This is a genomic window from Pseudomonas sp. C321, from assembly GCF_055407105.1.
On sequence record NZ_JBUZRB010000005.1, the window covers coordinates 83,588 to 97,057 of the forward strand.

General features: G+C 61.3%; 14 protein-coding genes. 11 read left to right on the forward strand and 3 right to left on the reverse strand.

Going from position 1 to position 13,470, the window contains the following annotated elements; genetic code table 11:
• The first annotated feature begins 11 nt into the window (after window positions 1-11).
• From ACZRJ6_RS16095 to ACZRJ6_RS16140, 10 genes are all read left to right on the forward strand, one after another.
• Window positions 12-299, forward strand: a complete 288-nt coding sequence (locus ACZRJ6_RS16095; RefSeq protein ID WP_463969553.1) for a DUF3649 domain-containing protein — start codon at window positions 12-14, stop codon at window positions 297-299.
• Window positions 296-1,843 (forward strand): PepSY-associated TM helix domain-containing protein, encoded by a 1,548-nt coding sequence (locus ACZRJ6_RS16100; RefSeq protein ID WP_463993549.1) that lies wholly within the window; start codon window positions 296-298, stop codon window positions 1,841-1,843. Before ACZRJ6_RS16095 ends, ACZRJ6_RS16100 begins: the two co-directional genes overlap by 4 nt.
• A gap of 1 nt (window position 1,844) precedes the next feature.
• Window positions 1,845-2,132, forward strand: coding sequence for a DUF3325 domain-containing protein (locus ACZRJ6_RS16105; RefSeq protein WP_463969552.1), 288 nt, complete (start codon window positions 1,845-1,847; stop codon window positions 2,130-2,132).
• A gap of 83 nt (window positions 2,133-2,215) precedes the next feature.
• Window positions 2,216-3,070 (forward strand): MurR/RpiR family transcriptional regulator, encoded by an 855-nt coding sequence (locus ACZRJ6_RS16110; protein ID WP_463969551.1) that lies wholly within the window; start codon window positions 2,216-2,218, stop codon window positions 3,068-3,070.
• Between the two features lie 14 nt (window positions 3,071-3,084).
• Window positions 3,085-3,627 (forward strand): D-alanyl-D-alanine dipeptidase, encoded by a 543-nt coding sequence (gene ddpX / locus ACZRJ6_RS16115; RefSeq protein WP_463969550.1) that lies wholly within the window; start codon window positions 3,085-3,087, stop codon window positions 3,625-3,627.
• Between the two features lie 97 nt (window positions 3,628-3,724).
• A complete protein-coding gene (locus tag ACZRJ6_RS16120) occupies window positions 3,725-5,296 on the forward strand; it encodes an ABC transporter substrate-binding protein (protein ID WP_463969549.1) in 1,572 nt (523 codons plus the stop codon).
• 160 nt (window positions 5,297-5,456) lie between these two features.
• A complete protein-coding gene (locus tag ACZRJ6_RS16125; protein WP_463969548.1) occupies window positions 5,457-6,473 on the forward strand; it encodes an ABC transporter permease in 1,017 nt (338 codons plus the stop codon).
• Window positions 6,474-6,492: 19 nt separating this feature from the next.
• Window positions 6,493-7,374, forward strand: coding sequence for a D,D-dipeptide ABC transporter permease (gene ddpC, locus ACZRJ6_RS16130; RefSeq protein ID WP_463969598.1), 882 nt, complete (start codon window positions 6,493-6,495; stop codon window positions 7,372-7,374).
• A complete protein-coding gene (locus tag ACZRJ6_RS16135; RefSeq protein ID WP_463969547.1) occupies window positions 7,371-8,363 on the forward strand; it encodes an ABC transporter ATP-binding protein in 993 nt (330 codons plus the stop codon). Before ddpC ends, ACZRJ6_RS16135 begins: the two co-directional genes overlap by 4 nt.
• Window positions 8,363-9,313, forward strand: coding sequence for an oligopeptide/dipeptide ABC transporter ATP-binding protein (locus ACZRJ6_RS16140; protein ID WP_463969546.1), 951 nt, complete (start codon window positions 8,363-8,365; stop codon window positions 9,311-9,313). Before ACZRJ6_RS16135 ends, ACZRJ6_RS16140 begins: the two co-directional genes overlap by 1 nt.
• A gap of 67 nt (window positions 9,314-9,380) precedes the next feature.
• On the opposite strand, the gene ACZRJ6_RS16145 is transcribed toward ACZRJ6_RS16140, so the two are convergent.
• Window positions 9,381-10,448, reverse strand: a complete 1,068-nt coding sequence (locus ACZRJ6_RS16145; RefSeq protein ID WP_463969545.1) for an NAD(P)-dependent alcohol dehydrogenase — start codon at window positions 10,446-10,448, stop codon at window positions 9,381-9,383.
• A 146-nt stretch (window positions 10,449-10,594) separates the two neighbouring features.
• Here ACZRJ6_RS16145 and ACZRJ6_RS16150 point away from each other — a divergent pair, with 146 nt between their 5' ends.
• Window positions 10,595-11,413, forward strand: a complete 819-nt coding sequence (locus ACZRJ6_RS16150; protein WP_463969544.1) for an alpha/beta fold hydrolase — start codon at window positions 10,595-10,597, stop codon at window positions 11,411-11,413.
• A gap of 179 nt (window positions 11,414-11,592) precedes the next feature.
• On the opposite strand, the gene ACZRJ6_RS16155 is transcribed toward ACZRJ6_RS16150, so the two are convergent.
• Entirely contained in the window at window positions 11,593-12,735 is a 1,143-nt protein-coding gene (locus ACZRJ6_RS16155; RefSeq protein WP_463969543.1) for a hypothetical protein, read from the reverse strand.
• Between the two features lie 102 nt (window positions 12,736-12,837).
• On the reverse strand, window positions 12,838-13,341 hold the full coding sequence (locus tag ACZRJ6_RS16160; RefSeq protein WP_463969542.1) for a GNAT family N-acetyltransferase: 504 nt from the start codon (window positions 13,339-13,341) through the stop codon (window positions 12,838-12,840).
• Between the last annotated feature and the right edge of the window lie 129 nt (window positions 13,342-13,470).

Consider the following 13,470-nt stretch of genomic DNA (forward strand, 5'->3'; position numbering starts at 1 on the left):
TGAGTCCCCCCATGAAAACAAGATCCCTTGCCTGGCCGATAATCTCCCGTATCGCCGCCGCACTGCTTGGTGGCTACCTGTTCACCTACGCCTTTACCGCTGCCCTGGCGCGTTTGCTGCCAATGGACAAGGTCGATGCAATGGTGACTGCCAGCCTGCTCTCCTTCCTCATCTATACCCTGGCGATTACCTGGGTCTTCGCGTGCCGCAACACTCGACGCGCGTGGGCGGGCATGGCATTGGCGCTGCCCCTGGCGGCCATCGGCTTTTGGCCACAATGGCTGGAGGCCCTGGGATGAAACACAAGACCCTGACCCAGGCGATGGCCTGGCTGCACACCTGGAGCGGCCTGGTCTTTGGCTGGCTGCTGTTTGCGATTTTCCTCACCGGCACCCTGGCGATGTTCGACAAGGAAATTGATGGCTGGATGCGCCCGGAGATACCGGCCGCCACCCTCGATCAGAGCGCCGCCGCACAACATGCCCTCGACTATTTGCAGGCCCATCACCCGCAAGCCCACACCTGGAACATCGGCTTGCCCGGCGAACGCTCAGACAATCTTACGGTGTCCGCCGGGGAGCAACGCCGTGGCGGTGGTACTCCACTCGACCCGAACACGGGCGAGGCGCTGCAGGTACGCGAAACCGCAGGCGGCGGCTTCTTCTTTCGCTTCCACTTCACCCTCAACCTGCCGCGCAACCTCGGCATCTGGGTCGTCGGCCTGGCGGCCATAGTGATGCTGGTGGCGCTGCTCAGCGGTATCGTCATTCACAAGAAATTCTTCAAGGAGTTCTTCACCTTCCGTCCCGCCAAGGGCCAGCGCTCCTGGCTCGACGCCCACAACGCGACGGCCGTGCTGGTGCTGCCGTTTCACCTGATGATCACCTACACCGGGCTGGTGATTTTCTACCTGATTTATATGCCGGCAGCGGTGGACGCACTGTTCCATGGTGACCGCGAAAGCGTCGGCCGGGCGATCCGTGGCACGCCTGCCGAGCAACCGGTTCGGGGCGAGCGGCCACATCGCGGCGAGCCGAGCCAACCGGCTGCATTGACGGCATTGGGGCCGCTGCTGGCCGAGGCTGAACGGGCGATGGGGCCCGTCGCCGGGCTGTCGATCCAGAACCCTGGCCGCAGTGACGCGCGCATCGAAGCCCGCCCGGTGCTGGGCAATCGCATCGAACTGACCAAGGGCCAGAGCATGCTGTTCGATGGCGTCAGCGGCAAAGTCCTGCGTCCCCCCCCTGTGAGTCGACCGAGCCTGCTGACGCAGAAGGTCATGGCCGGCCTGCACTTCGCCCAGTTCGGCGGCTACCCGATGCGCTGGTTGTACTTCGTTTGCGGCCTGGCCAGTTGCGCGATGCTTGCCACTGGCGTGGTGCTGTTCACCGTCAAGCGCCGCCGTCGCCACGACAGCGAAGGTGCCATCGGCGCCCTGCTGTACCACAGCGCCGAACGCCTCAACATCGCCGTGGTAGCTGGGCTGATGGTGGCCTGCGCCGCCCTTCTTTGGGCCAACCGCTTGCTGCCAGCGGAACTGGCCCAGCGTGGCGGCTGGGAGGTGCGGGTGTTCTTCCTAGTCTGGTTGCTGAGCCTGGGCCACGCCATCGTGCGCCCGTGGCGAGCTGCCTGGCGTGAACAACTGGGGCTGGCCGCGCTGCTGTGCATCGGCCTGCCGGCGCTGAACCTGCTGGGTGTCAGCCGCGGTGATTATTTCTACCTGCACCTCACAACGGTAGGCCTCGGCGTACTGCTGGCATGGCCCTGCTGGAAACTCTCGCGACCGCCCAAGCAAGCTGCACCCCGCCGTGCCGCCAAACTTGCCGCTTTGGAGGTCAATTGAAATGGCGCTGATTGCTGCGTTACTGCTGGCCTACAGTGGGATGCTCGGCCTGTGCCTGGGACTCGAACGGCATTACAAGCAGGTCTGGCACCGACCGCCCTCACGCGCTGGCCGGCACACGCTGCGAGTCATGGGCTGGCTGATGCTGGTGGCCAGTTTCGCCGTCAGCGTGCAGGTCTGGGGCTTGGCCATGGGACCGGTGGGCTGGTTCGGGCTGATCTCCATGGCGGCACTGACGCTGGCCCTGCTGTTGCCCTATATTCAACGTTCGCAGAAAAAGCCATTGTAATGCCATGAACGCCGATGTTATGTTTCTAACACAATGGACAAGCATGAAACATAAATAACATCGGCGCCCGCCTTGAGAACGTCATGGATAAAAATAGCTTCCAACTGACGCTGGAACAACAGTTCCCCACGCTGACGCCCACCGGCAAGCGTATCGCCACCTATTTGCTGGGCAACCTGCAACAGCTGCCGTTCGAAACCGCCGACAGCATCGCCCAACAAGCCGGCACCACCGGCATTTCGGTGGGCCGCTTCTTGCGTACCCTCGGCTATCGCAACCTCGATGACGTCAAGCAAGGGCTGCGGGGCGATGACCAACCCTCCTGGCTGATCACCGACCGGCTCAGCGCCTTTCGCAATGAAAATGACCAGGAAGACGCCCTCGACCGCTCTCTGAACCGCGAAATCGAAGCCATCCAGCACGTCTATGGCCTGGCCCGCAGCAAGACCTTCTCCGATATCGTGCGGCACATCGTCGAAGCCGATGCCGTGTTCATCCTCGGCATCCAGTCCACTCGCGGCATCCTCAACGCCTTCCACAGCCACCTGGAATATATCCGGCCCAAGGTCTATTACGTCGACGGCCTATCGGGGATCTACGCCGAGACCCTGAACTCGGGTTTCGAAAAGCCCTACGCGATTATTTCCGACTTTCGCGCCTACTCCAGCGTCACCCCGACCTTTTGCGAAGCCGCGAACGCCCACGATCTGCCGCTGGCGCTGATCACCGACCTGCAATGCCCCTGGGCCCGAGACTACGACCTGGACCTGCTGCAACTGAAAACCGATGTCGGCCAGTTCTGGGATTCTCTGGCCCCCCTGGCCTGCCTGTTCAACCTCATAGTGTCCGCCGTCGCCGAGCAGTACGGCGATCGCCTGGACGCCCGCCTAGCGAAAAACCGTGCCCTGCAACAGGCGTTCGGCCAGTTCGAATCTTGAGAGGATGTGCTTGAGTGAACAACCACCCATTGATAGAAATCGACCCTCAGGCGTACGGGGTGCAAATCGACATGATCTACGCCAGTGCCGACAACCTGACAGGCACCGTGATCTATCGCAATAACCGCTGCCTGCTGCACAGCGAAGCCGCCGCCTGCCTGCACAAGGCCAGCCGCGCCGCACGCCAGGCAGGCCTGACCTTGCGCCTCTACGACGCCTATCGCCCCGTGTATGCCCAGCAATTGCTGTGGCAGGCGCTGCCCAACCCGGACTATGTGCGCGACCCGCACCTGGGCTCCCACCACACCCGTGGCGTGGCCGTCGACCTGACGCTGATCGATGAGCACGGCGAGCCGCTGGACATGGGCACGGCCTTCGACGCCATGGAAGCCAAGTCCCACCCGTTCTACGCCGACCTGCCGCCGCAGGTGCAACGCAATCGCCTGCTGTTGTTGGGCATCATGCTCAGCGCCGGCTTCCAGAGCATCGACACCGAATGGTGGCACTACGAACTGCCCAGTGCCGAGCAGTACCCATTGATCGAGGAGCCCCGCTGATCCTTCACCACCACACCCATAACAATAAGCTGCACGTTTTAGATCCAACTGCCCGGTTATAGATTTAATAAAAAACTGACGACCTTCCCTTCATATAATGATCAAGGAAACCGGCATGACCCTTAAAACCGTGAACACCCTCGCGCTGTCCCTGCTCTGCGCCGCCCTTAGCCTCGGCGCCTGGCAATCGGCAAGTGCCGCCGCGCCCAAGGACACCCTGATGATCGGCAAGGCTGCCGACCCGCAGACCCTCGACCCCGCCGTAACCATCGACAATAACGATTGGGCGGTGACCTACCCGGCCTATCAGAAACTGGTGGCCTACAAGGTCGAGAACGGCAAGGGCAGCACCGACGTCCAGGGCGACCTGGCCGACAGCTGGAGTATTTCGGCCGACAGCCTGGTCTGGGACTTCAAGCTCAAACCCGGCAACAAGTTCGACGACGGCGCCACCGTGGACGCCAATGCGGTGAAGTTCTCCTTCGACCGTATGATGAAGCTCAAGCAAGGCCCGTCCGGCGCCTTCCCGGATGACATGACGGTGAGCGTGGTCGACCCGCTGACCGTGCGTTTCACCCTGACCAAACCCTACGCGCCGTTCCTGTTCACCCTCGCCCACAACGGCGCCGGGATCATCAACCCGGACGTGGTGAACAAGGGCGAAGACGTCAACGCCTACCTCTCCACCCACACGGCAGGCTCCGGCGCGTTTCGCCTGAGCAACTGGCAGAAAGGCCAGTCCCTGACCCTGGAGCCCAACACCTACTATGCAGGCCCCAAGCCGAGCCTGAACAAGGTGGTGATCAAGATCATCAGCGAGGCTTCCGTGCGCCGTCTGCAACTGGAACGCGGCGACCTGGACATCATCGAAGACATGCCCGAAGACCAGCTCACCACCCTGGCCAGCAAGTCCGGAATCGTGGTCGAGAAGTTCCCGTCGCTGCGGGTGACGTACCTGTACCTGAACAACAAAAAGGCCCCGCTGGATAACCAGAACGCCCGCCAGGCCATCATCGACGCTATCGACTATCAAGGCATTGTCGACGGCATCCTCAAGGGCCAGGCCAAGTTGATGAATGGGCCGATTCCCGATGGCATGTGGGCGCATGACTCCAGCCTGCCGATGATGAAACAGGACCTGGACGCCGCTGGCGCCAACCTCAAGAAAGTCCCGCAAAAAATCAGCAACCTGAACTTTGTCTACTCGGACAAGGACGCCAACTGGGAATCCATCGGCCTGACCCTGCAAGCCGGCCTGGCGCCGCTGGGTATCAACCTGAAGATGGAAAAACTGGCCAACGCCACGATGCGCGAACGCCTGGGCAAGGGTGATTTCGACGTGGCCATCGGTTCCTGGAGCCCGGACTTCGCCGACCCCTACATGTTCATGAACTTCTGGTTCGACTCCAACCTGCAAGGCCTGGCAGGCAACCGCTCGTTCTACAGCAACCCGCAAGTGGACACGCTGATCCGCGATGCCGCCGCCAACAACGACACCGCCAAGCGCATCGAACTGTACCAGCAGGCGCAGAAGATCGTGCTCAAGGACAGCGTCTACGCCTACCTGTACCAGAAGAACTACAGCCTGCCGATGCGTGATTCGGTGAAGGGCTACGTGTTCCATCCGATGCTGGAACAGGTGTTCAACGTGGCGGAGATCAGCAAGTAGTCGCCACCTGATCGCAACCCCATGTAGGAGTGAGCTTGCTCGCGATGGTCGCTAACGATAATGCTGGCATCCTGAATGAACGCGGCGCCTTCAAGTCCATCGCGAGCAAGCTCGCTCCTACAGTTGAACATCGTTCGTCCTGTGTTACCGAGGAGCCCCCATGGCCTTCCTGAATATGTTGCGCAAACGCCTGTTCGGCCTGTTATTGGTCGTGGTCGGGGTTTCGCTGATTACCTTTTGCATCTCCCATCTGATCCCGGGTGACCCGGCACGGCTGATTGCCGGTGACCGGGCCAGCGACGCCATCGTCGAGAACATCCGTCACCAACTGGGCCTCGACCTGCCGTTGTACCAGCAGTACGGCCGTTATATGAGCGACCTGCTCCACGGCGATCTCGGCACCTCGATCCGCACCAGCCGCCCGGTGCTGGAAGACCTGCAAGCGTTCTTCCCAGCTACCCTGGAACTGGCCATCGCCGCGCTGCTGCTGTCGGTGCTGGTGGGCGTACCGCTGGGGGTGTTGTCGGCGGTCTATCACAACCGCGCCATCGACCAGATCGCCCGCACCCTGGCGGTCACCGGCATTTCCACTCCGGCGTTCTGGCTTGGCCTGGGGTTGATCGTGTTGTTCTACGGGCAACTCGGCTGGTTGCCCGGCAGCGGTCGGCTGGACGAAGGCCTGGAACCACCGCGCACCATTACCGGGTTCTACCTGGTGGACTCATTGCTGGCCGGTGATATCCCGCTGTTCCTCAATGCCCTGCAACACCTGATCCTGCCGGCGATCACCCTGGGCTTCGTCAACCTGGGCGTGGTGGCCCGACAGATTCGCTCGGCGATGCTCGATCAACTGGGCGAGGACTACATCCGCACCGCCCGCGCCTATGGCCTGTCGCGCTGGGCGGTGATCCTGCGCCACGCCCTGCCCAACGCGCTGATCCCTTCGGTCACCGTGCTCGGCCTGACCCTGGGCGACTTGCTCTACGGCGCGGTGCTCACCGAAACCGTGTTCGCCTGGCCGGGCATGGGCGCCTATGTGGTCAAGTCGATCCAGTCCCTGGATTTCCCGGCGGTGATGGGTTTCGCGATCCTGGTGTCGTTTATTTATGTGCTGCTCAACATGGCGATCGACCTGCTGTACCGGGTCATCGATCCACGTATCGGCAAGGTGAACTGAGATGACTGCTCCGCTGACAATGCCTTTGCCGGTGCCCTTGGCCCAACGCCCAACCTTGCGTGCGCGCCTGGCCTATCTGGGTTATCAGGTGCGACGCAGCCCGCTGACCATCGCCGGCCTGACCATCACGTTGGTGGTGCTGATTTGCATGGCCTTCGCCCCGTGGCTGGCCAGCCACGACCCCAATGCGCTGAACCTGGCCCAACGCCTGGCAGCACCGTCGGCCGCTCATTGGTTTGGCACCGATGAAGTGGGCCGCGACCTGTTCAGCCGGGTGCTGTATGGCAGTCGCCAATCGGTGGGCGTCGGCCTGTTCGTGGCGTTTTCTTCGTGCTTGGCCGGTGGCGTGCTGGGCTGCCTGTCGGGGATCATCGGCGGGCGTTTTGACGGTTTAATCATGCGGTTGATGGACATCATGCTCTCGGTGCCATCGCTGGTGCTGATCATGGCCCTGGCCGCCGCGCTGGGCCCCAGCCTGTTCAACGCGATGCTGGCGATTACCGTGGTGCGCATTCCGTTCTACGTGCGTCTGGCCCGCGGGCAAGCCCTGACCATTCGCCAGATGGGTTACGTCAAGGCGGCCCAGACCTTTGGCGCCGGGCGCTGGCATATCGTCTCCTGGCACGTGGGCCGCAATGCCATGCCGCCGTTGCTGGTGCAACTGAGCCTGGACATCGGCAGCGCGATCCTCATGGCCTCGGCCCTGGGTTTTATCGGCCTGGGGGCGCAACAGCCCACTGCCGAATGGGGCGCGATGGTCGCCACCGGGCGCAATTTCATTCTCGACAACTGGTGGTACTCGACCTTTCCGGGGCTGGCGATCCTGATCACCGCCACCGGTTTCAACCTACTGGGTGACGGTGTCCGTGACCTGCTCGACCCACGGCAACAGGGGAAATGACCATGTCCAGCCCAGCGGTGCTCGCCATCGACAACCTGAGCCTGGAATTCCCGGCTTATCGCAACAATGTCCAGGCTCTCAACGGCGTGTCGCTGCATGTCAATCCGGGAGAAATCGTTGGTGTAGTAGGCGAGTCAGGCTCCGGAAAATCCGTCACCGCCATGCTCAGCCTGCGCCTGCTGCCCGAGCGCAGTTACCGGATCACCAACGGCAGCTTGCACATGCTCGGCCGTGACATGCTCGGTGCTAGCGAAAAAGAGCTGCTGCAGATTCGTGGCCGTGACGCGGCGATGATCTTCCAGGAGCCCATGACCGCCCTCAACCCAACTCGGCGTATCGGCCGACAGATGCTCGATGTGATCATCCACCACCAACACTTGAGCAAGGCCGAGGCAAAGGCCAAGGCCCTCGCCCTGTTGCGGGACATGCATATTGCCGACCCCGAGCAGATCCTCGACAGCTACCCTTTCGAGCTGTCCGGCGGCATGCGTCAGCGGGTGATGATCGCCCTGGCATTTTCCTGCGATCCGCAACTGCTGATCGCCGACGAACCGACCACCGCCCTCGACGTCACCGTGCAGCGCCAGGTGCTGTTGCTGCTGCGGGAAAAGGCTCGCCAGCGCGGCACCGCGATTTTGTTGATCACCCACGACATGGCGGTGGTCTCGCAGTTCTGCGACCGGGTCTACGTGATGTACACCGGCGCGGTGGTGGAGGAAGGGCCAACAGCCTTGGTGATGGGCGATCCGCGCCACCCTTACACCCAAGGCTTGCTCAGCGGCCTGCCCGAACAGGTAGAGCCCGGCGAGGACTTGCTGACCATTGCAGGGCAAGTGCCGAACCTGTCCGCCCTGCCCGCTGGCTGCACCTTTCGCGAACGCTGCCCCCAGGCCATGAACCAATGTGCCGAGCGGCCGCGCCTTAACCTGATCGACCCGACCAGCCAACGTAAAAGCGCATGTTGGCTATCCGTTGCGGAGCCTGTGTAATGACTGTTTCCCAAGATCCATTACTGACCCTCAGGGACGTGCAGGTAAAGTTCCCGGTGCGCAACGACTGGCTGGGCCGTCCCCAGGGTTTTGCCCACGCGCTCAACGGCATCGACTTGCAGGTCCGCCCCGGAGAAACCCTGGGCATCGTCGGCGAATCCGGCTGCGGCAAAAGCACCCTCGCCCAACTGCTGATGGGCCTGGTGGCGCCCAGCGCCGGTGATGTGCGCTGGGTCTACAGCAGCGCAAAGGAGCGCCATGCCAATGTGCAGATTGTGTTCCAGGACCCGCAATCGTCCCTCGATCCACGCTTGCCAATCTGGAAGATCATCACCGAACCGCTGTTCGCCCTCGGCGGCACACCCCGCAACCAGATGCGCGGCATCGCCGCCAAGGTCGCCGAGCAAGTGGGCATTCGCGCCGAATACCTGGACCGTTTTCCCCACCAATTCTCCGGCGGCCAACGGCAACGCATCGCCATCGCCCGCGCCCTGGCGTCCAACCCGAGCATCCTGGTGCTGGATGAGCCAACCTCGGCCCTGGACATCTCGGTCCAGGCGCAGATCCTCAATCTGCTGGCCGAACTACAACGGCGCCTGGGCCTGACCTATATCCTGATCTCCCACAACGTCTCGGTGGTGCGGCACATGGCCGACCGGGTAGCGGTGATGTACCTGGGGCAGATCGTCGAGTTGGGTTGTGCCAAGCAGGTGCTGGAGCAGCCGCGCCATCCGTACACGCGCCTGTTGCTGGACGCAGTACCACGGCTGGGGGTGCCGCTGGACAATGAATACATCAGCGCGCCCACGGAGCTACCGGGTAATCGGGTACTGCCCAGCGGCTGTTTTTTTCTCGAACGCTGCCCGCGCCGCGCCGAAGGCTGCGAGCAGCCACAACGGTTGGCGGGCAGTGTGCACCAGCAAGTGCGGTGTCACCTGGAACATCCGTGAGATTGGCGAGGGCTGCGTCCTCGGACGCAGCCTCGTTCCACTCGACTGCTATGCCGCAGTAACGAGATCAGGCTGCGTGGCTTTCCTGCTTGAGGCTGTCCATGTCGATCACAAATCGATACTTCACATCGCCCTTGAGCATGCGCTCGTAGGATTCATTGATGTTCTGGATATCGATCATCTCGATATCCGAGACAATCCCGTGTTTGGCGCAGAAATCCAGCATGTCCTGGGTTTCCTGGATACCGCCAATCAACGACCCCGCCAGGCTGCGGCGCTTGAAGATCAGGTTGAACACCGAAGGCGATGGATGCGGGCTGTCCGGCGCACCGACCAACGTCATGGTGCCGTCGCGCTTGAGCAGGTTGAGGAAAGCGTCCAGGTTATGGGGCGCAGCCACGGTGTTGAGGATGAAGTTCAGGCTATTGGCAAACTTGGCCATTTCATCCGGGTTCTTTGATACCACCACTTCATCAGCGCCCAGGCGCAAGCCATCTTCACGCTTACTGGGCGAGGTGGTGAACAGCACCACATACGCGCCCATGGCATGGGCAATCTTGACCGCCATATGGCCCAGGCCACCCAGGCCGACTACCCCGACTTTCTGACCGGGGCCAACCTTCCAGTGATGCAGCGGCGAATAAGTGGTGATGCCCGCACACAGCAAAGGAGCGACAGCCGCCAGTTGGGCTTCGTCGTGGGAGATGCGCAGGACGAACTTCTCCTTGACCACTATGCTGTCCGAGTAACCGCCGAAGGTGTTCTCGCCGCCAAACACCGGGCCGTTGTAGGTGCCGGTGAAACCGTTCTCGCAGTACTGCTCTTCACCCTCGGCGCAGGACGCACACTTCTGGCAGCTGTCGACCATACAGCCGACACCGGCCAGGTCGCCAACTTTGAATTTACTGACATTGGCCCCCACCGCCGTGACCCGGCCGACGATTTCATGACCAGGGACCGAAGGATAAAGGGTGTTGTTCCACTCGTTGCGCACGGTGTGCAGGTCCGAGTGGCAAACGCCGCAATAGAGGATGTCGATCTGCACGTCGTCCGCTCCCGGTGCACGACGTTCGAAGGTGAAGGGCTTGAGCGAGTCCTTGGAGTCACGGGCGGCGTAACTGTAAGTCTTGACCATTTCGTTCACCTCATTTAAGACATTGAAGATCAGTTGACCAGCATAGCGGCTGAACCGTTCAATCGAGCACATCCGTACAAGTCCATCGCCTGGTTTCCAGCAATAGTGAGCCTTGCCACTCTTGACCCACAACCCAAGGAGTTTCCATGAGCACGTTCGCCACCCAAGACGGTACTCAAATCTATTTCAAGGACTGGGGTACCGGTAAACCGGTGCTGTTCAGCCACGGTTGGCCGCTGGATGCCGACATGTGGGAATACCAGATGGAGTACCTGAGCAGCCGCGGCTACCGCACCATTGCCTTCGACCGGCGTGGCTTCGGGCGGTCCGACCAGCCGTGGACCGGCAACAACTACGACACCTTCGCCGATGACATCGCAGGTTTGATCAACCACCTGGACTTGCAGGAAGTCACCCTGGTGGGCTTTTCCATGGGCGGTGGCGATGTAAGCCGCTATATCGCCCGCCACGGCAGCAAGCGTGTCGCAGGCCTGGTGCTGCTGGGCGCGGTGACACCGCTGCTCGGTAAAAAGCCCGATTACCCGCAAGGTGTCGACAGTGCCGTGTTCGATGGCATCAAGGCGAGTTTGCTGAAGGATCGAGCGCAATTTATCGCTGACTTCAGCACCCCTTTCTATGGTCTCAATCAAGGCCAGAAGGTGTCGGACGGTGTGCTGGCGCAGACGCTGAACATCGCCCTGCTGGCGTCCCTCAAGGCTACCGTGGACTGCGTCACCGCCTTCTCGGAAACTGACTTGCGCCCAGACATGGCCAAGATCGATGTGCCGACCCTGGTGATCCATGGCGATGCCGACCAGGTCGTGCCGTTTGAAACCACCGGCAAGGTTGCCGCCTCGCTGATCAAGGGCGCCGAGCTGAAGGTCTATCCGGGCGCGCCCCACGGTTTTGCCGCTACCCATGCCCAGACCTTGAATGAAGACTTGCTGGCGTTTCTCAGTCGCTGAGTCTTTGCCCCTCCTTGCATCACAAGGCGCGGCTCGCTCGCCGCGCCTTTATCACCGACCCGTCCGGGTGCCTACTTGGACGGGTATCACGCCTTGCCGCTCATCATCGCCGCCCTAGCCCTGGAAGGCCGCCTGGTGATGCTCGGTTTTCTTGGCGGCCATCGACCTGCTGGCGCCCCTCAGTGCTGGATCTGCACCCGCATAATTCGCAACAAATGCTCGACGATCTGGCCTGCCGACACGTCCGACGCAGCTCTCGACTTGTCCGAGTTCTTCGGTCGAATGTCACGGTAGAAGGTGTCTTGCAAGCCGAGCAACTGCTGCTGTTGGCGGTGATTTCGGGCGGGCATGCACGGTGCTGTCCAGGCAAGTAACAGGCAGAGAATCACTGTTTCACGCAAGGTACCACGTGGCCGACTGTCGCCGGACCTGGCCAGAGTCTCGAACAGTTTGTGCAGGTAGCATGACAAGTGCAGCAACTCGCCCTCGCCCAGGCCGGGGGTTTTACTGACGGCAACTTCTACGCGGCAATTGAAACGGGTTTGCTGATCGATGGCGTCCAGCGCCTGCCAAGGGCGCACACGCGCGCTGGCCGCATCGAGCATATCGGCCTGAACGTCTTTGACCTCAAAACTGAAGCGCTCCTGATCGTAGGGATCACCCTCAAGCGGTTGACCGCGATGCAGCGTTACCGGCGCAGGAACAGGCGTTTTATCCGAGGCATCCTGCAACTTCACGTTGATAAAAAAGCCCAGGTGATCCAATGACGACAATGCGTCCAGGATAATCTCCAGGAGAAGCTGGCGGTAATCCCTGTTGGAGTGCCCCTGGTACTCGTGGATTGGCCCTTCAATGTCCTTGATGTCCCACAAGATGACTTGCAAACGTTCAGTCGCATCGCCGTACCAATAGCGCAAGCGCCCCGAAGCATCACTCTCCAGCGCAGCAGCCTCCTGATGCGTCAGCACGCGCAACTGATCCTGCAACTGCTGGATGTGTTGCTGGTGGCCCTTGATTGGCGCAGTCAGTAGCTTGTCGCGCGCCTTGAGGGACTTGGCCAGGTCAAGACCGAGCGCCAGCGTGCTGATGCGGGTTTGCCCGGTCACTGCGTCATCGAAACGTGCCACCGGCACACGCCGGCCCAGGCCCAGCATCTCATCGCACCAGCCCGCGAAAGTCATGGCCTGCGCGGCGCCTATCGCTACCTTGCCCTTGAGGATGCGGTCCAGCACGGCTTCTTCCTCACCGGAAAAATCGGCGAGTACGTCATACCTGCTCAGCACACTGAGTTGTGCTGCCTTGGCCTTTTTTTCTAAACCCACGTTGCTCTCCATGACCACGTCTGCCAGAGCAGCGTCCACTGCCCAAATGGGCGAGAGCATGCCAGCACGTAAGGCAAAGTGCCAGCAACCAAAAACCGCCCCTCAATGCACTGCTCGCGTCACCAGGAAACTCAACAATTGCGGCTCATCATCCAGCTCGATGGCCTGCACCGGCCGTGGCAGGTTATCCAGCACCGTGCGCCAGAACGCTTGTGAGGCTTCATCCTGGTCATAAAAGCGCACCAGCCAGTCGGCCTCGCCGCTGGTCAGTACCTGGGTGGCCAGGGCGCGGCCGATACCCTGGCGCCGATAGCGTTTCAAGATAAACAGGTCTGCCAGCTCCAGGGCATTGAGCCCCGGCAATTCGCTCTGCTCAATCAGCAGGAAGCCGGCGATAAAACCGTCGACCAACAGCAGGTTGGCGCTCCATTGAGGGTCTTGCCAGTAGCGGGCCAGATGCTCTTCATGGATATAGAAACGGCCATCGACTTCGACGTCTTCCTCCTCCCAGTCCGAGGATTCATAGGCATAGAACTGGTAGAGGTTGCGGATCAGTTGAGCCTGCTCCGGGCCGGTTTGTATCAGCTCGATCGTAGTATCGCTCATGGCTGAACCTCGGTCTGAAGTGGGCGAGGCAAAAAGGTATTGGGGATCAGAACAGACATGGGCATCTCGGTAGAAAACAAATAGCGACGGCGCCCCTGGAGACAGGCGCGTTGGGATATGCCGCTATTG